General features: G+C 68.6%; 19 protein-coding genes and 2 tRNA genes. 10 read left to right on the forward strand and 11 right to left on the reverse strand.

Translation table 11 applies throughout. The features are described 5' to 3' along the window. Positions 1-28: 28 nt before the first annotated feature. Genes PA27867_RS09915 through PA27867_RS09930 form a run of 4 tightly spaced genes read left to right on the forward strand, consistent with a single transcriptional unit; the run spans position 29 to position 5,359 of the window. The gene (locus tag PA27867_RS09915; RefSeq protein WP_084020953.1) at positions 29-1,708 is read left to right on the forward strand and encodes an ABC transporter substrate-binding protein; all 1,680 of its coding nucleotides are present in this window, start codon (positions 29-31) and stop codon (positions 1,706-1,708) included. Next, on the forward strand, positions 1,693-2,703 hold the full coding sequence (locus tag PA27867_RS09920; protein ID WP_084021407.1) for an ABC transporter permease: 1,011 nt from the start codon (positions 1,693-1,695) through the stop codon (positions 2,701-2,703). The genes PA27867_RS09915 and PA27867_RS09920 overlap by 16 nt, the downstream gene beginning before the upstream one ends. Beyond that, the gene (locus tag PA27867_RS09925) at positions 2,700-3,596 is read left to right on the forward strand and encodes an ABC transporter permease (RefSeq protein WP_157109172.1); all 897 of its coding nucleotides are present in this window, start codon (positions 2,700-2,702) and stop codon (positions 3,594-3,596) included. The genes PA27867_RS09920 and PA27867_RS09925 overlap by 4 nt, the downstream gene beginning before the upstream one ends. Continuing rightward, a complete protein-coding gene (locus tag PA27867_RS09930) occupies positions 3,593-5,359 on the forward strand; it encodes a dipeptide ABC transporter ATP-binding protein (protein WP_236900677.1) in 1,767 nt (588 codons plus the stop codon). The genes PA27867_RS09925 and PA27867_RS09930 overlap by 4 nt, the downstream gene beginning before the upstream one ends. Here the strand turns inward: PA27867_RS09930 and PA27867_RS21185 are convergent. Further along, positions 5,356-6,093, reverse strand: a complete 738-nt coding sequence (locus tag PA27867_RS21185; RefSeq protein WP_167550833.1) for a TetR/AcrR family transcriptional regulator — start codon at positions 6,091-6,093, stop codon at positions 5,356-5,358. The genes PA27867_RS09930 and PA27867_RS21185 overlap by 4 nt on opposite strands. A 188-nt stretch (positions 6,094-6,281) precedes the next feature. Here PA27867_RS21185 and PA27867_RS09940 point away from each other — a divergent pair, with 188 nt between their 5' ends. From PA27867_RS09940 to PA27867_RS09955, 4 genes are all read left to right on the forward strand, one after another. Continuing rightward, complete coding sequence (locus PA27867_RS09940) at positions 6,282-7,790, forward strand: HNH endonuclease signature motif containing protein (protein WP_066595901.1); 1,509 nt, start codon at positions 6,282-6,284, stop codon at positions 7,788-7,790. A gap of 205 nt (positions 7,791-7,995) precedes the next feature. Continuing rightward, positions 7,996-10,578 (forward strand): valine--tRNA ligase, encoded by a 2,583-nt coding sequence (valS, locus tag PA27867_RS09945; RefSeq protein ID WP_066595909.1) that lies wholly within the window; start codon positions 7,996-7,998, stop codon positions 10,576-10,578. A gap of 9 nt (positions 10,579-10,587) precedes the next feature. Beyond that, positions 10,588-11,034: a GNAT family N-acetyltransferase gene (locus tag PA27867_RS09950; RefSeq protein WP_066595911.1), complete on the forward strand. Its 447-nt coding sequence runs from the start codon at positions 10,588-10,590 to the stop codon at positions 11,032-11,034. Position 11,035: 1 nt separating this feature from the next. Then, positions 11,036-11,302 (forward strand): hypothetical protein, encoded by a 267-nt coding sequence (locus tag PA27867_RS09955; RefSeq protein WP_066595913.1) that lies wholly within the window; start codon positions 11,036-11,038, stop codon positions 11,300-11,302. Positions 11,303-11,387: 85 nt separating this feature from the next. Here the strand turns inward: PA27867_RS09955 and PA27867_RS09960 are convergent, their stop codons facing one another. The 3 genes from PA27867_RS09960 to PA27867_RS09970 are packed head-to-tail and all read right to left on the reverse strand — an operon-like array spanning position 11,388 to position 14,977. Further along, on the reverse strand, positions 11,388-12,692 hold the full coding sequence (locus PA27867_RS09960) for a thiolase family protein (protein WP_236900678.1): 1,305 nt from the start codon (positions 12,690-12,692) through the stop codon (positions 11,388-11,390). Continuing rightward, complete coding sequence (locus tag PA27867_RS09965; protein WP_066595919.1) at positions 12,673-14,109, reverse strand: class I adenylate-forming enzyme family protein; 1,437 nt, start codon at positions 14,107-14,109, stop codon at positions 12,673-12,675. Before PA27867_RS09965 ends, PA27867_RS09960 begins: the two co-directional genes overlap by 20 nt. 37 nt (positions 14,110-14,146) lie before the next feature. After that, positions 14,147-14,977, reverse strand: a complete 831-nt coding sequence (locus PA27867_RS09970) for a class I SAM-dependent methyltransferase (RefSeq protein ID WP_066595922.1) — start codon at positions 14,975-14,977, stop codon at positions 14,147-14,149. 108 nt (positions 14,978-15,085) lie between these two features. Here PA27867_RS09970 and PA27867_RS09975 point away from each other — a divergent pair, with 108 nt between their 5' ends. Beyond that, the gene (locus PA27867_RS09975; protein ID WP_066595924.1) at positions 15,086-17,131 is read left to right on the forward strand and encodes a M3 family metallopeptidase; all 2,046 of its coding nucleotides are present in this window, start codon (positions 15,086-15,088) and stop codon (positions 17,129-17,131) included. A 56-nt stretch (positions 17,132-17,187) separates the two neighbouring features. On the opposite strand, the gene PA27867_RS09980 is transcribed toward PA27867_RS09975, so the two are convergent. The 7 genes from PA27867_RS09980 to PA27867_RS10010 form a co-directional block, all read right to left on the reverse strand. After that, positions 17,188-18,210 (reverse strand): 1-aminocyclopropane-1-carboxylate deaminase, encoded by a 1,023-nt coding sequence (locus PA27867_RS09980; RefSeq protein ID WP_066595927.1) that lies wholly within the window; start codon positions 18,208-18,210, stop codon positions 17,188-17,190. A gap of 92 nt (positions 18,211-18,302) precedes the next feature. Then, a complete protein-coding gene (locus PA27867_RS09985) occupies positions 18,303-18,980 on the reverse strand; it encodes a GntR family transcriptional regulator (RefSeq protein WP_066595931.1) in 678 nt (225 codons plus the stop codon). Positions 18,981-19,128: 148 nt separating this feature from the next. Further along, positions 19,129-20,409: an ATP-dependent Clp protease ATP-binding subunit ClpX gene (clpX, locus tag PA27867_RS09990; protein ID WP_066595934.1), complete on the reverse strand. Its 1,281-nt coding sequence runs from the start codon at positions 20,407-20,409 to the stop codon at positions 19,129-19,131. A 155-nt stretch (positions 20,410-20,564) separates the two neighbouring features. Beyond that, the gene (locus PA27867_RS09995) at positions 20,565-21,251 is read right to left on the reverse strand and encodes an ATP-dependent Clp protease proteolytic subunit (RefSeq protein WP_420480671.1); all 687 of its coding nucleotides are present in this window, start codon (positions 21,249-21,251) and stop codon (positions 20,565-20,567) included. A gap of 12 nt (positions 21,252-21,263) precedes the next feature. After that, positions 21,264-21,863, reverse strand: a complete 600-nt coding sequence (locus PA27867_RS10000; RefSeq protein ID WP_066595953.1) for an ATP-dependent Clp protease proteolytic subunit — start codon at positions 21,861-21,863, stop codon at positions 21,264-21,266. Positions 21,864-22,024: 161 nt separating this feature from the next. Next, positions 22,025-23,413, reverse strand: coding sequence for a trigger factor (gene tig, locus PA27867_RS10005; RefSeq protein WP_066595957.1), 1,389 nt, complete (start codon positions 23,411-23,413; stop codon positions 22,025-22,027). 53 nt (positions 23,414-23,466) lie between these two features. Beyond that, positions 23,467-23,543: transfer RNA gene (locus tag PA27867_RS10010), tRNA-Pro, on the reverse strand. Positions 23,544-23,761: 218 nt separating this feature from the next. On the opposite strand from PA27867_RS10010, the gene PA27867_RS10015 reads away from it, so the two are divergent. After that, positions 23,762-23,835, forward strand: a tRNA-Gly gene (locus PA27867_RS10015). Positions 23,836-23,853 lie beyond the last annotated feature (18 nt).

Here is a 23,853-nt window from a genome sequence, read left to right on the forward strand (position 1 = left end):
TTCCGCACCCGTGAAAAGAGCCCATCGCATGCCCCGTCCGGCACTCGTTCGATCCGTACCGCCCCTCTCGACCCGGCGTCCGCTCGGTGTGGCCCTCGCGGCCGGCGTCACCGTGCTCGGTCTCGCGCTCACGGGCTGCACCAGCGCCGCCCCGCAGGCCTCGTCGACGCCGACGGCAGGCGGAACTCTCACCTACGCCTCCGGCGACGCCGAACCCACCTGCCTCGACCCGCACGTGGGCGGCAACTACCCGCAGGCTCTGGTGAGCACCCAGTACCTCGAATCGCTGGTCTCCCTCGACTCCGAGGGCACGGTCATCCCCTGGCTGGCCGACAGCTGGACCGTCAGCGACGACGGCCTGACTTGGGAGTTCACACTGCGTGACGGCGTCACCTTCTCCGACGGCACGCCACTGGACGCCGCAGCCGTGCAGGCCAACATCGCGCACCTGCAGGACCCGGCGACCGGGTCGTCCACGGGCTACCTGGCCCTGGCGAAGGTCACCGGCACCGAGGCCGTCTCCGACTCTGTCGTGCGTCTCACCCTTGCGCAGCCCGACGGCGCCCTGCTCGAGTCCCTCTCCCAGCCGTGGCTGGGCATCGAGTCCCCCACCGCGCTCGAGCGCAGCCAGGACGACAACTGCGCCGCCCCCGTTGGCACCGGCCCGTTCGTCGTCGACTCCTGGGTGAAGCAGAATGCCATCACCCTGGTGCGGAACGACGACTACACGTCCCCGCCCGCCGACGCCGAGCACGACGGCCCGGCCTATCTCGAGAAGATCGTCTGGCGCTTCATCCCCGATTCGGCCTCCCGCTATGCCGCGCTGCAGGCCGGCGAGGTCGACGTGATCGACAATGCCCAGCCGGACACCATCGCCCAGGCCGAGCAGAGCGATTCCATCGTGCACCTGGATGCGCCTCGGCCCGGCGCCTCCAACCGGATCGAGCTCAACTCCGGCAAGACGCCGTTCAACGATGCGGCCGTGCGCGAGGCGTTCATCCGCTCGGCGAATGTCGATGACGCCGTCGCGTCCCTCTTCCAGGGCAGTGCGGAACGCTCCTACTCGGCCCTGTCGAGTGTCGAGCCCCTCGGAATCTCACGCCCCGAGCTTTTCGACTACGACCCCGCGGCGGCGGCGACCCTGCTCGATGACGCCGGCTGGTCCGAGAAGGACGCGGACGGCTACCGCACCAAGGACGGCGTGCGCCTCACCGTGGTCTTCCCGGTGAGCACCAACCAGTCCATCCCGGCCGAGCAGTCCCTGTTCGAGCAGATCCAGGCGACCGCCAAGGCGACCGGGTTCGACGTGCAGCTGACCAAGCTCGATCTCTCCAGCTGGTACACGGCCCTCGGCAGCAACGCCTACGACGCCGTGAGCGCGCCGTACACCAAGGTCGGCCCGGACGTACTGAGAATCCTCTTCCACTCCGATGGCATCACCCCGGCACCGAGCGGCTATTTCGCCAACCACGCCCAGGTGAACGACCCGGAGCTGGACTCGCTCCTCACCCTCGCCGACCAGACCAATGACGCCGACGAACGCTCCGCGCTCTACGCCGACGCGCAGGACCTCATCCTCGAGGGCTTCTACATCCTGCCGCTCTACGACCAGCAGAACCACTTCCTGCTCGGCACGGCCGTCCAGGGCGCCCGCGCCCTGCCGACGGTGTCGACGCCCACCTTCTACGACGCATGGCTGAACCGCTGACGGATGCCCGCAGCACCGGCGGGCAGCGCGTCCGGGGGTTTGGCTCGCGCATCGGCTGGCCCCTCGCACGGAGGGTCGGCGGCGCCGTCTTCGTGCTGTGGGCGGTGGCCACGCTCACCTTCTTCGCCGTCCGCCTGATTCCCGGCGACCCTGCCGAAGCCATCCTCGGCGGGCCGGGGTCGCAGACCTCGCCGGAGGCCCTCGCGGCGGTGCGCGCCGAGTACGGTCTCGACCAGCCCGTCTTCCTGCAGTACCTCGCCCAGCTGGGCCGCCTCGCCACGGGCGACCTGGGCCGCTCGTACGCCTTGAACATGGACGTGGGTCCCCTGGTGCTCAGCCAGCTCGGCGGCACCCTGATCCTGGCGGTGCTCGCCCTCACCGTCGCCTGGATTCTCGCCCTCGGGCTGGCCACCTGGTCCACCGGGCGTGGCCGGGTAGCCCGGCGCATCGGATCCGGCCTGGAGATCGTCGCGGCGGCACTGCCGCACTTCTGGCTGGCCACGACCCTCATCGTGGTCGCCAGCGTCTGGTGGGGCATCCTGCCGCCGATCAGCACCGCGGATGCGCGCGGCCTGGTGCTGCCGGTGCTCACCCTGGCCATCCCGCTGGCGGGATTCCTCGGCCAAGTGATGCGGGAGAGCCTGACCACGGCCCTTGAGTCCCCGTTCGTGCTCTCCGCCCGTGCCCGCGGCGAGGGCGAGCGCGGAGTGCTCTGGCGTCACGCTCTCCGGCACGCGGCCCTGCCCGCCATCGGACTGTCCGGCTGGGCCTTCGGCTCGCTGATCAGCGGTGCCGTGGTGGTCGAGACCGTCTTCGCCCGCCCCGGCCTCGGCCGCACCCTCCTCAACGCGGTCACCGTGCGCGATGTGCCCGTGGTGATCGGCGTCGTGATGGTCGTCGCACTCGCCTACATCCTCATGACGATCCTCACCGACCTGGCCTCACGCCTGGCCGATCCGCGCCCCACCACCAGTACCGCCGGAGGCGCCCAGTGAGCGAACTCGAGATCACCGCCGCATCCGCACGGCCGGGTGACCCGGACGACCAGCAGGACGGCCGACCAGGTGCTCAGTCCAGCGGTCCGCGGGCCCGGCCCAGCGTCGTCGAGATCGCGGCCGGCCTGCTGGCCCTGGTCCTGCTCGTCGCGGCAGTAGCCCCCCGCCTGTTGGCTCCGGGTGACCCGCTCGCGATCGACCCGCTGTCGGCGTTCGGTGCGCCGTCCTGGACGCACTGGTTCGGCACCGACGAGTCCGGCCGGGACATCTATACCCGGGTGATCGACGGCGCCCGCGACTCGCTCGTGATCGGCGCCTCGGCCACCCTGATCGGGCTGGGCCTCGGCGCCGTGCTCGGAACCATCGCCGGCACGCTCGGCGCCGCCGTGGACTTCACGGTCAACAGGTTCCTCGAGGTCCTGTTCGCCTTCCCCGGCCTGCTTCTCGCGCTCCTGTTCATCCTCGTCTTCGGTCCGGGGGCGGGCAGCGCGATCGTGGCCGTCGGACTGTCGACCGCACCGGGCTACGCGCGCATCATCCGCGCCCAATTGCTGCGAGTGCGCTCCTCGGCGTTCGTCGAGGCCGCGACGGTGCAGGGCCTGGGCCGCGGCCGGATCCTCGGCCGGCACATCCTGCCCAACACCCTGGCGCCCCTGCTCGTTCTCGGCACCCTCGGTGTGGGCCAGGCCATCGTCTGGGCCGCCGCCCTGAGCTACCTGGGTCTGGGCGCCCAGCCGCCGGCCGCCGAATGGGGCGCGATGCTCGCCGCCGGCCGCACGTACATCACGTCAGCGTGGTGGATGAGTTTCTTCCCCGGTCTGTTCATTGTGCTGACCGCAGTGTGCGCCACCGCCCTGGGCCGAGCGATCGAACGCCGGATGAGGCACGCATGAGCGCCGCCGACGCCACCCGGATGGCCGCGCCGATGGGCGGCCCATCGCCCGTGCCGGCCCTTACAGTTCGGAATCTCTCGGTCGGGTTCGGGTCGCAGGCTGTGGTGCGCGGAGTGTCCCTTGAGCTCGCACCGGGCGAGTGCCTGGCGATCGTCGGCGAGTCCGGGTCGGGCAAGAGCGTCACCGCCCGCAGCCTGCTGGGCCTCGCCGGCGCCGGCGCGCAGGTCAGCGCCGACGAACTCAGCTTGGCCGGCGAGTCGGTGCTCGGCCTCAGCGAGTCCGCCTGGCGCCGACGCCGCGGCCGCGACGTGGGACTGGTGCTGCAGGATGCCCTCGCCTCGCTCGATCCCCTCCGCCCGATCGCGCGGGAGATCGGTGACTCGCTCCGGCTGCACACCAAGCTCGACGGTGCCGAGCGCAGCAGACGGGTGCTCGAGGTCCTCACCGCCGTCGGCTTGCCCGACCCCGAACTCTATGCAGGCCGGCGGTCCGGGGAACTCTCCGGTGGCCAGCGCCAGCGGGCGCTCATCGCGGCCGCGCTCGCCCTCGATCCCCCGCTGTTGATCGCCGACGAGCCCACTACGGCGCTCGACGTCACCGTGCAGGCCCAGGTTCTCGACCTGCTCGAGGAGATCCGCGACCGCGGCACCGCCATCCTGCTGATCAGCCACGACCTCGCCGTGGTCAGCCGCATCGCCGACCGGATCGCGGTCATGCACGACGGCCGCATCGTCGAGACCGGAACGCCGAACGAGGTGCTCGGTCGCCCCAGCCACCCCGAGACCCGGCGGATGCTCGCCGCGGTTCCCGTGGACAAGCCGCGGGGAACCAGGCTGGCGCCCGCGCCGGAACCGTCACTCACACCGGGGGCGACCGCCGGGGCGGGGCGTCTGCACGTGACCGAACGCCCGAGTGCGGCGGCGACGGAGGTGACCGCCGGTTACCCGGGCGCCGCTCCCGACGCCCGGACGACGTCCAGTCCCGACCTGGCCCTGGAGGGCATCGGGCTGAACAAGACCTTCCGCGGTCCGCACGGCACCGCGCAGCATGCCGTCGACGACGTGAACTTCAGCCTGCCACGCGGCCGCACCCTGGGCATCGTGGGCGAGTCCGGCTCGGGCAAGACCACCACGGCCCGGCTGGCCCTGGCGCTCACGCCGGCGGACTCGGGCGAGGTGCGGCTCCTCGGCGAACCGTGGAGCGCGTTGCCCGAGAAACAGCGCCGCGCTCGGCGCCGATTGGTCGGTGCCGTGTACCAGGATGTGCTCGCCTCCTTCGACCCCAGGCTGAGCGTGCGAGAGATCCTGCGGCACGCTGTGGCCGTCGCCGCACCCGACGGGCGCGACGGCACCACCCGCGGGGCCCGCGAGGCGCGGGTGGGCGCCCTTCTGGACGATGTCGGCCTGTCGGCCGCCCTGCTCGACCGTCGGCCGACCGATCTGTCGGGAGGGCAACGACAGCGGGTGGGCATCGCCCGCGCACTGGCCTCCCGGCCGCAGATCCTGATCTGCGATGAGCCCGTGTCCGCGCTCGATGTGAGCGTGCAGGCCCAGGTGCTCGACCTGCTCGACGAGCTTCAACGAGAGCTGGCGCTGAGCCTGTTGTTCATCTCGCACGACCTGGGTGTGATCCAGCACGTCAGCGACCAGGTCGCCGTCATGCACGCGGGCCGCATCGTCGAGACGGGTTCGGCCGAGCAGGTCTTCCAGGCACCGGCGCATCCGTACACGCAGGCCTTACTCACGGCGGTGCCCCGACTTTAGGGGATCGACTCGGCCGGACGTGCTTCCAGCAACTCCCGGGCGTGCTCGGTGATGCGCCGCCCGCCCGCGCCGTCGTGACCGAGTACCCGCAGGCAGCTGTACAGGATGGTGGCGACCAGAGCGTCGGCGTCCTCGTCGGGGCGGTCGGCACGGATAGCGATGACGCTTTCCACGAGTCCGAAGACCACGTCGACGAGATAGTCGAGACCCGACTCGGACCCCGCGCTCCCGGCCGGACCCAGGTCGGCGCGCACCTCGGCCTCCACGCTGGCTGCGATCAACGCGGCATATGTGTCGCGCAGACGGGCCCGTTCGATCCGGAAGGGCTCCAGGAGGTCGTTGCGGATCTCGGGGAGGAAGTACAGGGTGCCCAGGTTGTGCGCGGACCTGGCCAGTTGGTCGGTGTCGAAACTGATGAGGGCGGCCAGGCGCACGACAGCCGAGGCGGGTGCGGCGTCCAGGTAGGCGGCCACTCGCGTGGAGGGCTCCACCGTGCGCATGAGCAGGACCTTGAGGATCTGCTCCTTGCTGGGGAAGTGATAGTAGAGCGACGCCTGTCGGATGCCCACGCGGTCAGCTATCGCGCGGGTGGAGGTGGCCGCGAAGCCGCGCTCGACGAACAGCTGGGCTGCCGCGTCGAGGATCTGCTCCGTCGCCGACAGATCGGGTCGATGGGCCGCCGCCGCACGAGGCCGGCCTCGTTCGGCACGGGGCTGCACGGCGTGGTCTGTCACAGAGCCATCGTGCCACACAACGCCACCCCGGGGGGCAAGGTCCAGATCCCCGAAGACCACGGCTCCAGAAGGCCTGTGATGCTTGTGGATCACGACCGCCCCTCCTCCACAACAGGCTGGTCAGGAATGTTTTCCACAGCGCTTTATGTGCAGGTTCGGGTGGCAGTGGCAGGTGCGATTATCACGGCATGAGCAGTCCAGTAGAGCAGTTCCCAGCCGAACCAGATGACCCGGATGACCCGCGTCACGACGCGCACGCGCTCCGTCGCCGCCGCACCCTGCAGGAGCAGGCGCAGGCCACGCTTGCGAAGAAGGTCGCCCGCGCGGCCGAATCGCACCGCAAGATCGCCACGGCCACCGCGCGACGGGCACGAGATATGGCCGATCTGCAGCAGTGGAGCAGCGACCCGGTGAACGCGAAACTCCTCAACCCCGACTATGCCTTCGAGGAGCCGCGTGCCTTCCCAGATACGCGCGGTCCGGTGCTCACCGACGCGCAGGCGAGTCCGCGAAAGATCGCCGCGTGGGAGGACCAGGAGGTCGCCCGGCGAACGGTGACCAGCGAGGTCGCCTGTGCCCTGCGCCTGGCCGAACGCACTGCGGAGAACCTGATTGGGGAATCTGCCATGTTCGCCGGCCCGATGAGGGCCACACTGACGGCCATGGGTGCGGGTGAGATCAGTTACCGGCACGGTCAAGTGTTGATGGAGCAACTCAGCTTCGTCCCGTTCGAGGAAGCGGCCGAGCTGGAAGCAGAATTGCTGCCCGCGGCGAAAGACCTCACCGCGGGCAAACTCAGGGTCAAGGCCCGGCGGCTGCGGGAGCGACGGCACCCGGAAACCCTCACCACGCGCGCCGCCGCCGCTGTCGCGGAGCGCGGTATCTGGTGGGAAGGGCGACCAGACGGCATGGGCACCCTCACCTGGTACGGCACCGCGCAGCAGACCCAGGCCGCTCACGACAGGCTCATCCGCATCGCCGAAGCCACCCGCGTTCACGAGCGTGCGGACGAGTCGATCCCGGAAGGCCAGAGGCGCACCATCGGCCAGATCTGCGCCGACGCACTCGCCGACCTGGTGTTGGACGGCGTCACCCCGTCGGGTACCGGCGGCGGCATCCAGGGCCAGGTGCTCGTCACCGTGCCAGTCTTCACCGCAATGGGTACCAGCGACAAGCCCGGTTTTCTCGACGGGTACGGGCCGATCCCAGCGGATGCGGCCCGCGAGATCGCCGCGGGAGCGCCGAGCTTCGCCCGGTTGCTCACGCATCCCGAGACCGGCGCCGTTCTCTCCGTCGGGAAGGACCGGTATACGGTCCCCGCCGATCTGCGCCGCTGGTTGCGGCTCAGAGACGGGACCTGCCGGTTCCCCGGGTGCACCCGGCCCGCCACCCGCAGCGACATCGACCACACCACAGCCTGGGAAGCCGGCGGCCCCACCGATTACGACAACCTCGCCCATTTGTGCGCACCGCACCACAGACTCAAGCACCAAACCCTCTGGTCGGTCGTGCAGGAGCCCGGCGGAGTGCTCGTTTGGACCTCGCCGGCCGGGGCCACCCACCGCACCTACCCCGAAACCACCCTCGGACCACCGCCCACCCAACCGCCGACACAGCCAGTGCCACCCGGAACACCAGCAGAGTCCCGCACGGCCGGGCAGCTTCCCGAGGATCCTCCCGAGGAGCCGCCGTTCTAACCAGTCGGGGCCTGCGCAGGTCAGGTGTGGTCGGCGCGGCTCCTGATCGGCCCACGCTCCTGAGAAGACTCCCAAACAAGCCCCGGATCAGCCCGTTCGGAGGGTCGTCGTGCTGGTCGGGGCGGAGCATCGGCTAGATTGGTTCAGCAGTACTGAAGGCACCTCACCATCGACACGGTGCCGCTGAAACACGAATCGGAGAGTCATGAGCAACGCTGACCGCGTTCCCGAAAAGCCAGTCCTCGAAGGGCTCGAAGCCAAATGGGAAGCCAGCTGGGAGGCTCAGGGCACCTACAGGTTCGACCGGGCCGCTGCCACGAAGGAGTCGATCTTCTCGATCGACACCCCGCCGCCCACCGCATCCGGTTCCCTCCACATCGGCCATGTCTTCAGCTACACCCACACCGATGTCGTCGCGCGATTCCAGCGCATGCGCGGCAAGAGCGTGTTCTATCCGATGGGTTGGGACGACAACGGCCTGCCCACCGAACGCCGCGTGCAAAACTTCTACGGCGTGCGCTGCGACCCGTCCTTGCCGTACACCCCCGACTTCGTGCCACCCTTCGAGGGTGGCGACGGCAAGAGCACCAAGGCCGCCGACCAGCTCCCCGTGAGCCGTCGCAACTTCATCGAGCTGTGCGAACGCCTCACCGTGGAGGATGAGAAGCAGTTCGAAGAGCTGTGGCGCACCCTCGGCCTCTCCGTCGACTGGACCCAGAGCTACCGCACCATCGCCCCGGAGTCGATCTTCGCCTCGCAGCTCGCGTTCGTGGGCAACGTCACCCGAGGCGAGGCCTACCAGGCCATGGCGCCGACGCTCTGGGATGTCACCTTCCGCACGGCCGTGGCCCAGGCCGAGCTCGAGGACAAGGAGATGCCCGCTGCCTACCACCGGGTCTCCTTCCACAAGCCGGACGGCTCGACCATCGAGATCGAGACCACCCGCCCGGAACTCCTCGCGGCGTGTGTGGCACTTGTGGCGCATCCGGACGACGACCGTTACAAGCCACTCTTCGGCACCACCGTGCGCACCCCGGTGTTCGACGTCGAGGTGCCGATCCTGGCGCACCACCTCGCGCAGAAGGACAAGGGTTCGGGCATCGCCATGATCTGCACCTTCGGCGATGTCACCGACGTGGTCTGGTGGCGCGAACTCGACCTGCCCAACCGCGCGATCATGGGCTTCGACGGCCGCATCATCGCCGAAGCGCCCGACGTCATCACCACTCCCGACGCGCAAGCCGCGTATGCGCAGCTCGCCGGCAAGACGGTGTTCTCCGCCAAGCAGGCCATGGTCGACCTGCTCCGCGCATCCGGCGACCTGATCGGCGAGCCCAAGCCGATCGTGCACCCGGTCAAATTCTTCGAAAAGGGCGACAAGCCCCTCGAGATCGTCTCCACCCGTCAGTGGTACATCCGCAACGGCGCACGCGACGAAGCACTGCGGACCAGGCTCATCGAACACGGAACCGCTTTGCAGTGGCATCCTGAGTTCATGCGCGTGCGCTACGAGAACTGGGTCAACGGTCTCACCGGTGACTGGCTGGTGTCCCGGCAGCGGTTCTTCGGCGTGCCGCTCCCGGTTTGGTACCCACTCGATGCCGACGCCAACCCGGTCTTCGACCAGCCGATCATCGCCACCCGCGAGCTGCTCCCGGTCGACCCGTCCTCCGATGTGGCTCCCGGCTACACGGCCGAGCAGCGCGGTGCCGCCAACGGCTTCGTCGGCGAGGTCGACGTGATGGACACCTGGGCCACCTCCTCGCTGACCCCGCAGCTGGCCGGCGGCTGGGAAACCGACCCTGAGCTCTTCGACCTGGTCTACCCGTACTCGCTGCGCCCGCAGGGCCAGGACATCATCCGCACCTGGTTGTTCTCCACGCTGCTGCGCGCCGAACTCGAACACGGCGAATCACCGTGGAAGCACGCCGCACTGTCGGGCTTCATCGTGGACCCCGACCGCAAAAAGATGTCGAAGTCCAAGGGCAACGTGGTCACCCCGGCCGACGTGCTCGTGCAGCACGGTTCGGATGCCGTGCGGTACTGGGCAGCCTCGTCCCGCCTCGGCACCGACGCGGCGTTCGACCCCAAGAACCCCACCCAGATCAAGATCGGTCGCCGCCTGGCGATCAAGATCCTCAACGCGAGCAAGTTCATCCTCGGCTTCGCCGGCGACGACTCCGCGCCGGTCACCGAGCCGATCGACGCGAGCATGCTCGCCCGACTCGACGTGGTGGTGGCCCAGGCCACGGCCGCGTTCGACGCGTTCGACCACGCTCGTGCGCTGGAAGTGTCGGAGAGCTTCTTCTGGACCTTCTGCGACGACTACCTCGAGCTGGTCAAGGAACGCGCCTACGGCGAGCCCGGCCCCGAGCAGGCGTCGGCCGTTGCCGCCCTGCGTCAGGCCCTGTCCACGTTGCTTCGGCTGTTCGCGCCGTTCGTTCCGTTCGCCACCGAAGAGGCCTGGTCCTGGTCCAACGACGGCTCGGTCCACCGCGCTCCGTGGCCCGTCGCAGGCTCGACGCCGGCGGATGCCGACTCGCTCGCCCTGCTCGATCTCGCCAGCCGTGCCCTCACGGGCATCCGTCGAGCCAAGACCGACGCCAAAGCGTCACAGAAGTCCGCGGTCACCTCCGCCACCATCGGAGGCCCAGCGGCAGAGGTGGCCCTGCTCGGGCAGGTAGCCGCCGATTTGAAAGCAGTAGGCCGGATTGAGGACTTGACCTTCGTCGAGGCCGCCGAGTTGGTCGTGACTGATATCGTGCTCGCCACGGTGTCGGAAATTTAAGGAGAACGCATGTCTGTACAGGTCCGCCCGCTCGGCGACAAGGACTTCTTCCCGTGGCTGGGTCTTTTCGAGGGCTACAGCGAGTTCTATAAGAGCGACCTCACCGACGAGAAGGCTCTGCGCGTGTGGAGCTGGATCATCGACAAGAACCACGACCTCGACGGCGCTGTCGCGGTTGACGACAATGGTGACTTCGTCGGCTTCACCCTCTACCGTGCGGTTCCGCGCACCCTCAGCGGTGACGTCGGCCTCTTCGTCGACGACCTCTTCGTGGCACCGAATGCCCGCGACGCCGGCACCGGTCGCGCCCTGATGGACTTCGCCAAGGAGTACGCCAAGGCGCACAACTACCGTTCCCTGCAGTGGGTCACGGCCGCGGACAACAAGACCGCGCAGAAGCTCTACGACGAGGTCGGCACCCGCACCAGCTGGGTCACCTACGAGGCCGAGGTCTAACATGCAGCTCGGAACCCGCTGGTCACTCGGCGCCACGCCGCCCGCTGGCCTGCCTGAGGTCGTCCTCATCGCCCTGCAGGCGGTGGAGGGCGACCTCGCTGCCCTCCCCGACGACACCAGCGGGTGGCGCTGGACGCTCACCTGGCTCGAGGGCAATCCCGTCATCGAACTCGACGACGGCACCGTCATCCGGTTCGACCCGAAGGAAGACAGCGCCACCATCACGCAGCCGGCCGTCGTCATCGACGACGAGGACGACTGGATCTAGGCGGCTGGATCCCGGGGCTGCTGGACCCCGGGGCGCCTCGATCTCAGGTGGCTGGGACGAGGCGACCGGATCTGACCTGATCCCGTCAACCGTTCGGCGTCTCCCACCGCCACAGGGCGGCCAAGCCGAGACCGCCCGCGATGCTGAGTGCGGTCAGGCCCAGTTCTCCCGGTGACGCGCCGCTTCGCGCCTGCTGCAGGAGCCGAAGCACCAGCATCGCGCCGGAGGCGCCGTAGGGATGCCCGAGGGCCAGCGCCCCGCCCTGGCGGTTGGCCCCCTCCGCCGACAGGCCCATCAGGTCGAGCGAGGCCAACACCTGGGCCGCGAACGCTTCCGTGAACTCGACCCGACCCACATCGCCGGGAGACACTCCCGTGCGGGCGAAGAGCGCCTGCCCGGCCGCTGCCCCGCCCACCCCCAGCAGCGTCGGGTCGACGCCTGCCGGGACCGCATCCACGAAACTCAGGTACCCGGATGCGCCCCAGGCGTCGGCTTGGGTGCGACTGGTCACGACCACGACCACCGCACCGTCGGCGTCGGCGCAGGAGTTCCCGGCAGTGACGGATCCACCGGGGGTGAACGCGGCCGGGAACCGAGCCAGGAGACTCTCCCCCAGCCCCGCGCGCGGACCGGAGTCAACCGCGACGGGTCCGGCCGGTGTCTGGACGGCGACGATCTCGTCCTCGAACGCCCCTGCCGCTCTCGCCGCCACGGCGAGCTGATGGCTGCGCAGCGCGAAGGCATCCTGGCGTTCGCGGGTGATGCCGTAGGCCGCTGCGACGGTGTCGGCTGCGACACCCATGTCCGGGTCGCCCAGGTGATCCGGGGCGAACCTCACCCGGTCGTAGAAGTCGGGCGCGTCGGGCGCGGAGCTGAGGCGGTGGGCGCGGAGGGGCGCGGTGCTCGTGCTGTCGACCCCACCGGCGAGGTAGAGGCTGCCGGCGCCGGCCTGAACGAGTCGGCAGGCCAGCACAATGGCCTCGAGCCCCGACCCGCACTGGCGGTCGATGGTCTGCCCCGGCACCGTGACCGGCAGGCCGGCCATCAGCAGGGCCAGTCGGGCCACGTTGCCGCCGCCGCCGACCGCATTGCCGATGATGACGTCATCCACCTCGACCGCAGGGATTCCGGTGTCGGCCAGCACGGCCGCAAGCACCGGAGCCAGAAGGTTCTCCTGGGTGACGGTGCCCAGCGCGCCGTTACGTCGGGCGAAGGCGGTTCGGCGGCCGAGCAGGATCACCGGCTCCCGGTCGGCCTCGGACGGGGTCTTGCCGTCCGGGCGTCTTCCGGCTGCGAGGCTGCCGGTTGCGAGGCTGCCGGTTGCGAGGCTGCCGGCTGTGGTGCCGCCGGCTGTGGTGCTGCCAGCCGGGTCAGCGGAGTCGAACGACACGCGAGTCCCCCTGTTCGATCCAGCGGCCGAGCATACTGCGGCTGACCTTTCCCGCCGGGGTGAGGGGCAGTTCGCTCAACCGGTAATAGGCGTGGGGCCGTTTGGGAGCCACCAGCGCTGCGCCGCACGCGGCGCGCAGGCTCACCGCATCCAGGTCGGTGCCGGCGACCAGGTCCGTGTCACCGAGCACCGCGGCCACCACCCTGCGGCCGCGGGTCGAGTCGGGCAGGCCTGTCACCACGGCGGCCCGCACGCCGGGAACCGCCTGCAGGGCCGCCTCCACTTCCTGCGGGTAGACGTTACTGCCGGCGCTCAGGATCATGTCGTGGCTGCGACCCAGGTGGTGCAGCACACCGGCTCCGTCGAGGAAGCCGTGGTCACCCACCGTGCACCAGGTGCCCAGGCGTTGAAAGGCCGCCCCGTCGTCTCCCCAGAGGTAGCCGTCGCACACCAGATCGCTGGAAACCTGGATGGTTCCGGCTACCCCGGGTTCGACGACGGCGTCCTGGTCGTCGACGATCCGGATCCGCACCCCTGGGAAGGGCAGCCCGACGGCCGTCCCGGTGGGCTCCGGAGGCTGACCGGGTGCCAGGACCGTCGCGGAGACGAACCCGAGTTCGGCGGCACCGTAGTAGGCGGACACCGTCGCGGCGGGCGCCCACCGTTGCAGCAGCACAGTGGTGTCGAGGTCGAGCTTGGCTCCCCCGCTGACGATGCCGGTGATCCCCCGGCACAACCGGTCCGACGCCAACCCCCGTTGGGCGAGCAGCCGCAGCACGGCCGGCACAGCCACCAGGCGGGTGATGCCGTGGTTCTCGATGCGCTCGAGCGCCGCAGCCACATCGAAACCCGGCAGTGTGTGGAAGGTCGCCCCGACGTGCAGGGATTCGGCCAGGGCATAGAGATTCAGGCTGGCGCTGAGCGGTCCGGGCGCGAGGGTGCTGTCGTGCCGGGTGAGGCCGAGCACCCCGGCGCTGCGGGGGAACGACTGTTGCCACGAACGCCGAGTGCGCCGGAACGCCTTGGGCACCGCCGTCGTGCCCGACGTGAACCCGTACAGGAAGGTGGAGTCCGCCGGCCCGTCGGTCATGGTCTCGGGGACCACGTTCGTACTCTTGAGTCCGCTGAGCCGGGCCAGCACGTCGGCACGCTGCTCCGCCGGCCACCCAGGGTCGAGCACGGCGACGCTGCCGGAGCCGGCGACACCGGCGAGGAATCGCACAACGAACTCGAGGCCGTTGGGTTGGCCGATGACAGTGGGGCCGTTCGGCCGGTCTGTGCCCGGCGGCGTTCCACCGAACCGCTGCAACACCGCATCGCGCAGCTCGACGTAGCTCAGGCGATCGTCTCCGATCTGCACGGCGAGCTGCTGAGGGTTCGTCTCGGCCCAGTGCTGAACCGCGGAGAGCATGGGCATCACTACCCTTTCTACCGCACGACGCTATCGCACGACGCTACCGTACGGCGATGATCTCACCGTGCGTGAGCACGAACCAGCCGTCAGGATCCAGCGCCCAGTGCCGCCAGGCGCCACCGATCTCGTGCAGGTCCGCCAGCCGTGCCACCCCGGCCTCGATGGCCCGGGCTACGAAGTCGGCCTCGGTGGCGCGTTGCGCCCACGACTCTCCCCACCACTCCCGCTCGGCCTCCGAGGCGAAGCACCACACCGACGCACTGCTGGTGACCTCGGCGAATCCTGCCTGCCGTGCCCAGGCCTTGAGCGCCCGGCCGGTGTCTGGGTCGCCACCGCTCATGGTGTGCACCGCGCGGTACGCCGCCATCCACGTTGCCAGGGCCGGCAGTTTCGGGTACCAGGCGGCTCCCCCGTAGTCTGCGTCGCGCGCGGCGAGGATGCCGCCGGGCCTCAGCACCCGACGCATCTCTCGCATGGCCGCCACGGGATTGTCGACGTGTTGCAGCACCTGGTGGGCGTGCACGATGTCCACGGATGCGTCGGCGAGCGGCAGAGCGTGAACATCGCCGACCAGGAAGCTCGTATTGGACAGACCCGCGTCGAATGCGAGACCGGCCGCGTACTCCACCGCCGTGGCCGAGGAGTCCAGTCCGATCACCCGGCCGGGAGCGAGCCGGCGGGCCAGGTCGACCGTCACCGTGCCCGGCCCGCACATCACATCGAGCAGGCTGAGTCCAGGACTCAGGTGCGGCACCAGGTAGGCGGCCGAATTCTCCACGGTGCGCCACGTGAGCACCCGCTGCAGGTGATCGTGCCCGAGCGGGGGCAGGTCTCGCGGGGCGGTCTCCTGACGCTCGGGGGTGTCGTTCATGGCCAGATCCTATGACGATGCGCCGCCCACCGCACCCGCCCACCGCACCCGCGCGCCGACCCTCAGTCGCACCGGCACCTGCACCCGAGCCGACACTAGGCTGGGGCGATGGCCGTCCCCTCGAATCCGTTCCTCGCTCCCAGCACCCTGCCGTACCAGCTGCCACCGTTCGCGGAGATTCGTGACGAGCACTACCGCCCGGCGTTCGACGCCGGCATGGCCGAGCAACTCGCCGAGGTCGCCGCCATCACCCAGGATCCGGCGGACCCGACCATCGAGAACACCCTCGTGGCTCTCGAGCGGAGCGGCCAGGTGCTCACGCGCGTGGCCACGGTGTTCTTCTCGCTCAGCTCGTCCGACTCCACCGACTTCGGTACCGCCCTCGAGGAAGAGCTCGCTCCGCTGCTGGCGGCGCACACCGACGCCATCCGTCTCGACCAGGCCCTGTACGCGCGTATCGCCGACCTCTATGAGCGCAGGGACGCGCTGGGCCTGGACCCGGAGACCGCCTACCTGCTCGAGCGGTACTACACCGAGTACACCCTCGCCGGAGCTGGACTCTCCGACGCCGACAAGGACACCCTGCGCGAGCTGAACATGCGACTGTCCACCCTCACCACCCGGTTCGAGAAGAACCTGCTCGCCGACACCAATGACCTCGCCGTCGTCATCGACGATGTCGCCGAGCTCGACGGCCTCGGCGACGGCGAGATCTCGGCCGCTGCGGAGGCGGCCAGGGAGCGCGGTCTCACCGGAAAGTACGTCATCACCCTGGTGCTGCCCACCAGCCACCCGTACCTCGCGTCGCTGAGCAACCGTGCCGTGCGGGAACGCCTGCTCACGGCGTCGCGGTCCCGGGGCATCCGTGGCGGCGAGCACGACAACCGTGACCTGGTGCTCGAGATCACCCGGCTGCGCGCCCGGCGGGCCCGCCTGCTCGGTTTCGCCAGTCACGCCGCGTACGTCACGGCGGATGAGACGGCGAAGTCCCCCGACGCCGTCGCCGACATGCTCGGCCGGCTCGCCCCCGCGGCAGCGCGGAACGCACAGTCCGAGCAGCAGGCGTTGCAGGCGGCGGTGCGCGAGTCCGGCGCCGACTTCGACCTCGCCGCCTGGGACTGGGCGTTCTACACCGAGAAGGTGCGCCAGGCGACGTTCGACGTGGACACGAGCGACATGCGTCCGTACTTCGAATTGGAACGCGTTCTGCAGGGCGGCGTCTTCTACGCCGCCACCCGCCTGTACGGCGTCACCTTCACCGAGCGTCCGGACCTGACGGCGTGGAACCCGGAGGCGCGGGTCTTCGAGGTCGCCGACGAGGACGGCAGCCCGGTCGGCCTGTACATCGCCGACTTCTACACCCGCGATTCCAAGCGTGGCGGGGCCTGGATGAACTCGCTCGTCTCGCAGTCCAGCCTGCTGGGAACCCCCAGCATCGTGACCAACAACCTCAACGTGTCCAAGCCCGCCGCCGGGTCCCCCACCCTGCTCAGCTTCGACGAGGTCAACACGCTCTTCCACGAGTTCGGCCACGCCCTGCACGGCCTGTTCGCCCGGGTGACCTATCCGCGGTTCTCGGGCACCAACGTGTACCGCGACTTCGTCGAATTCCCCAGCCAGGTCAACGAGATGTGGATGCTCTGGCCTGAGGTGCTGGAGAACTACGCCAGGCACTACCGCACCGGCGAGGCCATGCCCCAGGAACTCGTGGACCGCATCCGTGAATCCGCCACCTTCAACGAGGGCTTCTCCACCAGCGAGTACCTCGCCGCCGCACTGCTCGACCAGGCCTGGCACCGCATCGGCGCCGACGACACCGTGACGGATGTGGCCGAATTCGAGGCCGCCGCACTGGCCGCTGTCGGGCTCGACAACCCGGCGGTGCCCACCCGCTATTCGAGCACCTACTTCGCCCACACCTTCTCCGGCGGCTACGACGCCGGCTACTACTCCTACATCTGGAGTGAGGTGCTCGACGCTGACACGGTGGCCTGGTTCACCGAGAACGGCGGCCTCACCCGGGCCAACGGCGACAGGTTCCGCGCCCGGCTGCTGGGCGTAGGCGGCAGCGGTGACCCGCTGGCCGCGTACCGGGACTTCCGCGGCCGGGACGCCCACATCCAGCCGCTCCTCGACCGCCGGGGCCTCAACTAGCCCTCCCCGCAGCCCGGTCCGGCCGCAGCCCGGTCAGCCCGTGGGAGCGACGCGGCTCAGTGGTACAGCGCGCTGTACGCGTTGATGGCCGGCTGCCCGCCCAGGTGGGCGTAGAGCACCGTGCTGTCCGGTCCGATGTCACCGGAGCTGACGAGATCGATCAGGCCGGCCATCGACTTGCCCTCGTAGACCGGGTCGATGATCACGCCCTCCAGGCTCGCGGTGAGGCGGATGGCGGCGTTCGTCGACTCGACGGGAATCCCGTAGTAGTCCCCGGCCCAGCCCTCGAGCACGGTGATCTCGTCATCGGCGATCGGCCGGCCGACACCGATCAGCTCCGCGGTGCTGCGGGCGATGCGGGCGACCTGCTCGCGCGTCGCCTCGATCTTGGCGGAGGCGTCGATGCCGATGACCCGGCGCCGGCGACCGCCGAAGTTGGCCTCCAGGTCGGCGAATCCGGCGATCATGCCCGCGTGAGTGGACCCGGTGACGCTGCACACCACGATGGTGTCGAAGAAGACGCCCTGCGCGGCCTCCTGCTCGGCAACCTCGTGTGCCCAGTTGGCGAATCCGAGACCGCCCAGCCGGTGGTCGGAGGCGCCGGCGGGGATGGGGTACGGCGTGCCGCCCGACGCCTCGACATCGGCTATGGCCTGCGTCCAGGAGTCCTTGAAGCCGATGCCGAAACCGTCGGCGGAGATGCGCACATCCGCCCCGGTGAGGCGGGAGAGCAGAATGTTGCCGACCCTGTCGTTCACGCTGTCCGGCCAATCCACCCACTGTTCCTGCACGAGCACGGCCTTCAGCCCGAGGTGCGCGGCCACCGCGGCCACCTGCCGGGTGTGGTTGGACTGGATGCCACCGATCGAGACCAGGGTGTCTGCGCCCTGGGCCAGCGCCTCGGGGATGAGGTATTCGAGCTTGCGGGTCTTGTTCCCGCCGAAGGCCAGACCGCTGTTGACGTCCTCACGCTTGGCCCAGATCCGGGCGCCACCGAGGTGGTCGCTCAGCCGGTCGAGCGGATGAATCGGGCTCGGGCCGAAGGTGAGCGGGTGACGGGGAAAATCTCGCAGTGCCATGGGGTCCTTTGATCTGATCGGGTGTGGGTTGATCGGGTGTGGTGAGGGGGAAGAGAACGTGGTTGGGCGCAACCGTGCGGTGAGGCCCAGGCTCAGTCGGCAGGATCCGCGAGGTGTGCGGTCGCGAGCATCCGGCCCAGGGTCAACCAGTTCTCCCGCACCGCCGTGCCGGCCTCCACAGCCAGTCCATCCGCACACAAACGGATGATGCGCTCGTGGTCGGCCACCGAGGCGCGCCCGGCGAGGGACGAGAATCGGGCCCGCTCGAGGCGTCTGAGCGTGGGCGTGACCTGCTCGAGCAGTGCCGGCAGCAGCTCGTTGGCGCTGGCCCGCACGGCGACCGCATGGAAGTCGTCGTCCGCCGCGATGGCGGCGGCCACATCGTTGGCGGCCAGGGCCAGCCTGAACCGCTCGTTGGCGGCCGTCATCTGGGCGAGATCGGCGGCGGTGAGCTGGGCGACGGCCTCCCGCGCTGCGAGTTCGTGCAACGAAGCGGCGATGGCCTGCGCGTTCAGAGCGGCCCGTTCGTCCAGCGGAGCCACGATAGTCTGCCGGGCGCGCTCGGTGCGCACCAGGCCCGCCGTCTCGAGGCGGGCGATCGCCTCGCGGATGGGTGTGCGGCTCACGCCGAGCCAGGACTCGAGTTCGGCATCGCGCAGTTTCTCCCCCGGTGCCAGCGTGCCGTCCACGATCGCGGTGCGGAGTGACTCATAGGCGTAGTCGCGCAGCGAGGCAGGGCGGTGTGAGGAATCAGGAACGGGAACCGGCATGCAATATATTAGATATCCCCAGTCGTCTTCTGTCAACTCCCGCTCGGCGTGCCGGGGGACGCACTCGGTGCGAGTACATCCGCGATTGTCCAGCACGCAAAACCGCCCCCGAATAATCGGGGGCGGTTCATGTACGGCTGCCGACGGCCTAGGCCGACTTGTCTTCGCGGCGAGCAGTGTGCAGCACAATGGTCGGCGCCGCGTTCTCGAGCACCGACTCGCGGGTGACCACGACGCGGGCTACATCCGTGGAGGAGGGCACCTCGAACATGATCGGCCCGAGGACCTCTTCCATGATGGCGCGCAACCCGCGAGCACCGGTCTTGCGCAGCACGGCGAGGTCGGCGATCGCCTCGAGGGCCGGCTGCTCGAAGTCGAGCTCCACCCCGTCGAGTTCGAACATGCGCTGGTACTGACGCACCAAGGCGTTCTTGGGCACGGTGAGGATCTGCATGAGTGCGACCTGGTCGAGCTGAGTGACCGTGGTCACCACGGGGAGCCGGCCGATGAACTCGGGGATCAGGCCGAACTTGTGCAGGTCCTCCGGCAGCACCTCGCTGAAGAGGTTGATGTCGTCGCCCTTGCTGTGCAGCGGGGCGCCGAAGCCGATGCCCTTTTTGCCCGCGCGCTGGGAGATGATGTCGTCGAGCCCGGCGAAAGCGCCCGCCACGATGAACAGCACGTTGGTGGTGTCGATCTGGATGAACTCCTGGTGCGGGTGCTTGCGCCCGCCCTGCGGCGGCACGGAAGCCACTGTGCCCTCGAGGATCTTCAGCAGGGCCTGCTGCACACCCTCGCCCGAGACGTCGCGGGTGATCGACGGGTTCTCGGCCTTACGGGCGATCTTGTCGATCTCGTCGATGTAGATGATGCCGGTCTCGGCGCGCTTCACGTCGTAGTCGGCGGCCTGGATGAGCTTGAGGAGGATGTTCTCCACGTCCTCGCCCACGTAGCCGGCCTCGGTGAGCGCCGTCGCATCCGCTACCGCAAACGGCACATTGAGCCGCTTCGCGAGGGTCTGGGCGAGATAGGTCTTTCCGCAACCGGTCGGGCCGATGAGCAGGATGTTGGACTTGGCGATCTCGACGTCATCGTGGATGGCGTCGGCCGCGGTCAGCGTGGCACGCGAGCGCACCCGCTTGTAGTGGTTGTAGACGGCGACGGCGAGGGCCCGCTTGGCGGATTCCTGACCGATGACGTATTCCTCCAGGAATCCGAAGATCTCCCGGGGCTTGGGCAGTTCGAACTCGCTGCCGGCTTCTTCTGCGCCGGCCTCGGCCAGACGCTCCTCGATGATCTCGTTGCAGAGCTCAACGCATTCATCGCAGATGTACACGCCGGGTCCGGCAATGAGCTGCTGCACCTGCTTCTGGCTCTTTCCGCAGAAAGAACACTTCAACAAGTCGGCGCTCTCGCCTATTCGTGCCATCCGTGAGCCTCCTCCATCAATGACGCTGAAACGAGCCTAGCTTGTGCGTGTGACAGATAGGTGCACCACCCCACAAAGCGAAACGGCGCGCCGCCCGAAGGCAGCGCGCCGTTCCCGAAACTACCGGGTGCCGAACGGATGCCCGGCGCCTTTCGTTACTTGACGAGCGTCGGAACGTTCTTGCGGCTGGTCAGGATCTGGTCGATCAGACCGTACTCGAGCGCCTCGGGCGCGCCGAGGATCTTGTCGCGGTCGATGTCCTTGTGCACCTGCTCCTGGCTGCGGTTGGAGTGGTGGGCCAGAGTCTCCTCGAGCCATTCGCGCATCCGCTGGATCTCGGCTGCCTGGATCTCGATGTCGGACGCCTGGCCGCCACCCTGGCCGCCGGCCGAGGGCTGGTGGATGAGGATGCGGGCGTTGGGCAGCGCGAGGCGCTTGCCCGGCGTGCCACCGGCCAGCAGCACTGCAGCGGCGGAGGCCGCCTGGCCGAGGCAGACCGTCTGGATGTGCGGACGGATGTACTGCATGGTGTCGTAGATCGCCGTCATGGCGGTGAACGAGCCACCGGGCGAGTTGATGTACATAACGATGTCGCGGTCCGGGTCCTGGCTCTCGAGAACGAGAAGCTGGGCCATGACGTCGTCGGCGGATGCGTCGTCAACCTGCACGCCGAGGAAGATGATGCGGTCCTCGAAGAGCTTGGCGTACGGGTCCTGGCGCTTGTAGCCGTAAGCGGTGCGCTCCTCGAAGGTGGGGAGGATGTAGCGCGACTCGGGTGCCTGCGGAGCCATTCCGCCGGCGGTCATTCCGCCGGCACCGTGGCCAAAGTTGGTGAATTCCATGATCTGCCCGTCCTACTTCTTGTTCACTGAGTCGTCGGTGCCGCCGCCGCCGACCACTTCCGTCGCAGACTTGCGCAGGTGGTCGACGAAACCGTAGTCCAGAGCCTCCTGGGCGGTGAACCAGTTGTCGCGGTCGTTGTCGATGAGAATCTGCTCGACCGACTTGCCGGTCTGCTCGGCGGTGAGCTCTGCCATGCGCTTCTTCATGTCCAGGATGACCTTGGCCTGGGTCTGGATGTCGGCGGCCGTGCCACCGAATCCGCCGGACGGCTGGTGCAGCAGCACCCGGGCGTTGGGGGTGATGTAACGCTTGCCCTTGGTGCCGGAGGACAGCAGGAACTGGCCCATCGATGCCGCCAGTCCGATTCCCACGGTGACGATGTCGTTCGACACGAACTTCATGGTGTCGTAGATGGCCATGCCCGCGGTGATCGATCCGCCGGGTGAGTTGATGTAGAGGAAGATGTCCCGCTGAGAATCTTCTGCTGCAAGCAGCAGGATCTTGGCACAAATCTCGTTGGCGTTGTCGTCGCGCACTTCTGAGCCGAGCCAGATAATGCGGTCGTTAAGCAGCCGGTCAAAAACGCCGGGTGTAAGTGCCATTTCGGCCATGTCGCGCTCCGTTTCACTTGTCGCTTCAGGAATGAATCTATAGGGTCCAACGCGCGGGAAAGGCTGTGTTCGCCCTCGGCAGATTCAGCGCAGGACCCGGTACGCAGAACGGGCCGGCTGTCCGTGGACAACCGACCCGTTCTTCGCCTGACGGCGGGATGCTACTTCTTGGCTGCAGCCTTCTTCTTGGGCTTCGCCTCGGCGGCCGGTGCCTCCTCGACGGCTTCGTCAGAAGCTGCCTCGTCGGTGGCCTCATCCGCTGCCGGCTCGTCGTCGACGACGGCCGTGAACTCGGACAGGTCGACGGTGGCACCGTTGGAGTCGGTGACAACTGCCTTGCCCAGGGCGATGGCGAGGGCCTTGTTACGGGCGACCTCGGCGACCATGGAGGGGATCTGGCCGTTGCCGGACAGGGCCTGAACGAATTCGCTCGGGTCCATGCCGTACTGCGAGGCACCCTGGATCAGGTACTGGGTGAGCTCGTCCTGGCTGACCTTGACCTTCTCGGCCTCGGCGATGGTGTCGAGGAGGATCTGCTGGCGGAAGGTCTTCTCGCTGGCTTCGGTGACCTCGGCGCGGTGGGTCTCGTCTTCGAGGCGGTTCTCACCCTCGAGGTGACGGTGCACCTCGTCGGCGATGATCGCTTCGGGGATGGGGACCTCGACGGAGGAGAGCAGCTGCTCGATGAGCAGCTCGCGGGCCTGGTTGCCCTGGCCGAAGACCTTGGAGCGGCCGACCTGAACCTTGAGGCTCTCGGTGAGCTCCGCGATGGTGTCGAACTCGCTGGCGATCTGAGCGAAGTCGTCGTCTGCGGTGGGAAGCTCGCGCTCCTTCACGGCGATGACGGTGACGGTGATCTCAGCGGTCTCGCCCTCGTGGTCGCCGCCGAGCAGCTTCGACGCGAAGGTGGTGGTCTCACCGGCGGTGAGGGACTCGAGTGCTTCGTCGATGCCCTCGATGAGGTCGCCGGAGCCGACCTCGTAGGAGATGCCGCTGGCGTTGTCGACCTCGACACCGTTGACGGATGCGACGAGGTCGATCTGCGCGAAGTCACCGGTGGTGGCGGGACGGTCGACGGTGATCAGCGTGCCGAAGCGGCTGCGCAGGGTGTTGAGCTCCTCGGTGACCTCGTCATCGGAGATGTCAACCGCGTCAACGGTGAGCTTGAGGCCCTCGTAGGCGGGCAGGTCGATTTCGGGGCGCACGTCGACCTCGATGGCCAGCAGCAGGTCGCCGGAGAAGTCCTTGTCGCTGGGCCATTCGACGATGTCGGCCTCGGGGCGGCCGAGCGGGCGCAGCTTGTGCTCGTCGACGGCCTTGCGGTAGAAACCGTCGAGGCTCTCGTTGACGGCGTGCTCCAGCACGGCGGACTTGCCGACGCGCTGGTCGATGATGGGCGGCGGAACCTTGCCCTTGCGGAAGCCGGGGATGTTGATGTCCTCGGCAATGTGCCCGTAGGCGTGGGTGATGCTGGGCTTCAGCTCCTCAGGGGTCACCGAGATGGTGACCTTGGCGCGTGTGGGGCTCAGCTTTTCGACCGTGGACTTCACGTTTAAATCTCCTGTGTTCGACAGTTATGTTCGTCAGATGTTCAGGGGGGTGATGGTCGGGGCGACAGGATTCGAACCTGCGACCTCTCGGTCCCAAACCGAGCGCTCTACCAAGCTGAGCTACGCCCCGGATGTCATCTCACCCGTTGGGGCCACCAGCTTGGCGCGCAGACTCACACGACAGGCGGATTGACCTCCGTCAGTCTAGTGCACGACCCGAAGCCCGGGGTGTCCCTGAACGCATTCAAGGCCCGTTCCCGGGCCGATTTCGGTGCGGCTGGGGGCTTGCGGGAAAACGTGCGCCGAAACCTGTACTACGATATTCGAGTGCCGCTCCGCGTGGCACATGGGGATGTAGCTCAATGGTAGAGCCTCAGTTTTCCAAACTGATGGCGCGGGTTCGATTCCCGTCATCCCCTCCAAAACACCCGCACAGTAGG

Source organism: Cryobacterium arcticum, from assembly GCF_001679725.1.
GTDB lineage: Bacteria > Actinomycetota > Actinomycetes > Actinomycetales > Microbacteriaceae > Cryobacterium > Cryobacterium arcticum_A.

Excerpts from the sequence above, each read along its gene's own strand:
- PA27867_RS09915 (WP_084020953.1), top strand. The coding sequence starts at position 29 with ATGCCCCGTCCGGCACTCGTTCGATCCGTACCGCCCCTCTCGACCCGG.
- PA27867_RS09920 (WP_084021407.1), top strand. The coding sequence starts at position 1,693 with ATGGCTGAACCGCTGACGGATGCCCGCAGCACCGGCGGGCAGCGCGTC.
- PA27867_RS09930 (WP_236900677.1), top strand. The coding sequence starts at position 3,593 with ATGAGCGCCGCCGACGCCACCCGGATGGCCGCGCCGATGGGCGGCCCA.
- PA27867_RS09940 (WP_066595901.1), top strand. The coding sequence starts at position 6,282 with ATGAGCAGTCCAGTAGAGCAGTTCCCAGCCGAACCAGATGACCCGGAT.
- valS (WP_066595909.1), top strand. The coding sequence starts at position 7,996 with ATGAGCAACGCTGACCGCGTTCCCGAAAAGCCAGTCCTCGAAGGGCTC.
- PA27867_RS09950 (WP_066595911.1), top strand. The coding sequence starts at position 10,588 with ATGTCTGTACAGGTCCGCCCGCTCGGCGACAAGGACTTCTTCCCGTGG.
- PA27867_RS09955 (WP_066595913.1), top strand. The coding sequence starts at position 11,036 with ATGCAGCTCGGAACCCGCTGGTCACTCGGCGCCACGCCGCCCGCTGGC.
- PA27867_RS09965 (WP_066595919.1), bottom strand. The coding sequence starts at position 14,109 with ATGCCCATGCTCTCCGCGGTTCAGCACTGGGCCGAGACGAACCCTCAG.
- PA27867_RS09970 (WP_066595922.1), bottom strand. The coding sequence starts at position 14,977 with ATGAACGACACCCCCGAGCGTCAGGAGACCGCCCCGCGAGACCTGCCC.
- PA27867_RS09975 (WP_066595924.1), top strand. The coding sequence starts at position 15,086 with ATGGCCGTCCCCTCGAATCCGTTCCTCGCTCCCAGCACCCTGCCGTAC.
- PA27867_RS09980 (WP_066595927.1), bottom strand. The coding sequence starts at position 18,210 with ATGGCACTGCGAGATTTTCCCCGTCACCCGCTCACCTTCGGCCCGAGC.
- PA27867_RS09985 (WP_066595931.1), bottom strand. The coding sequence starts at position 18,980 with ATGCCGGTTCCCGTTCCTGATTCCTCACACCGCCCTGCCTCGCTGCGC.
- clpX (WP_066595934.1), bottom strand. The coding sequence starts at position 20,409 with ATGGCACGAATAGGCGAGAGCGCCGACTTGTTGAAGTGTTCTTTCTGC.
- PA27867_RS09995 (WP_420480671.1), bottom strand. The coding sequence starts at position 21,251 with ATGGAATTCACCAACTTTGGCCACGGTGCCGGCGGAATGACCGCCGGC.
- PA27867_RS10000 (WP_066595953.1), bottom strand. The coding sequence starts at position 21,863 with ATGGCCGAAATGGCACTTACACCCGGCGTTTTTGACCGGCTGCTTAAC.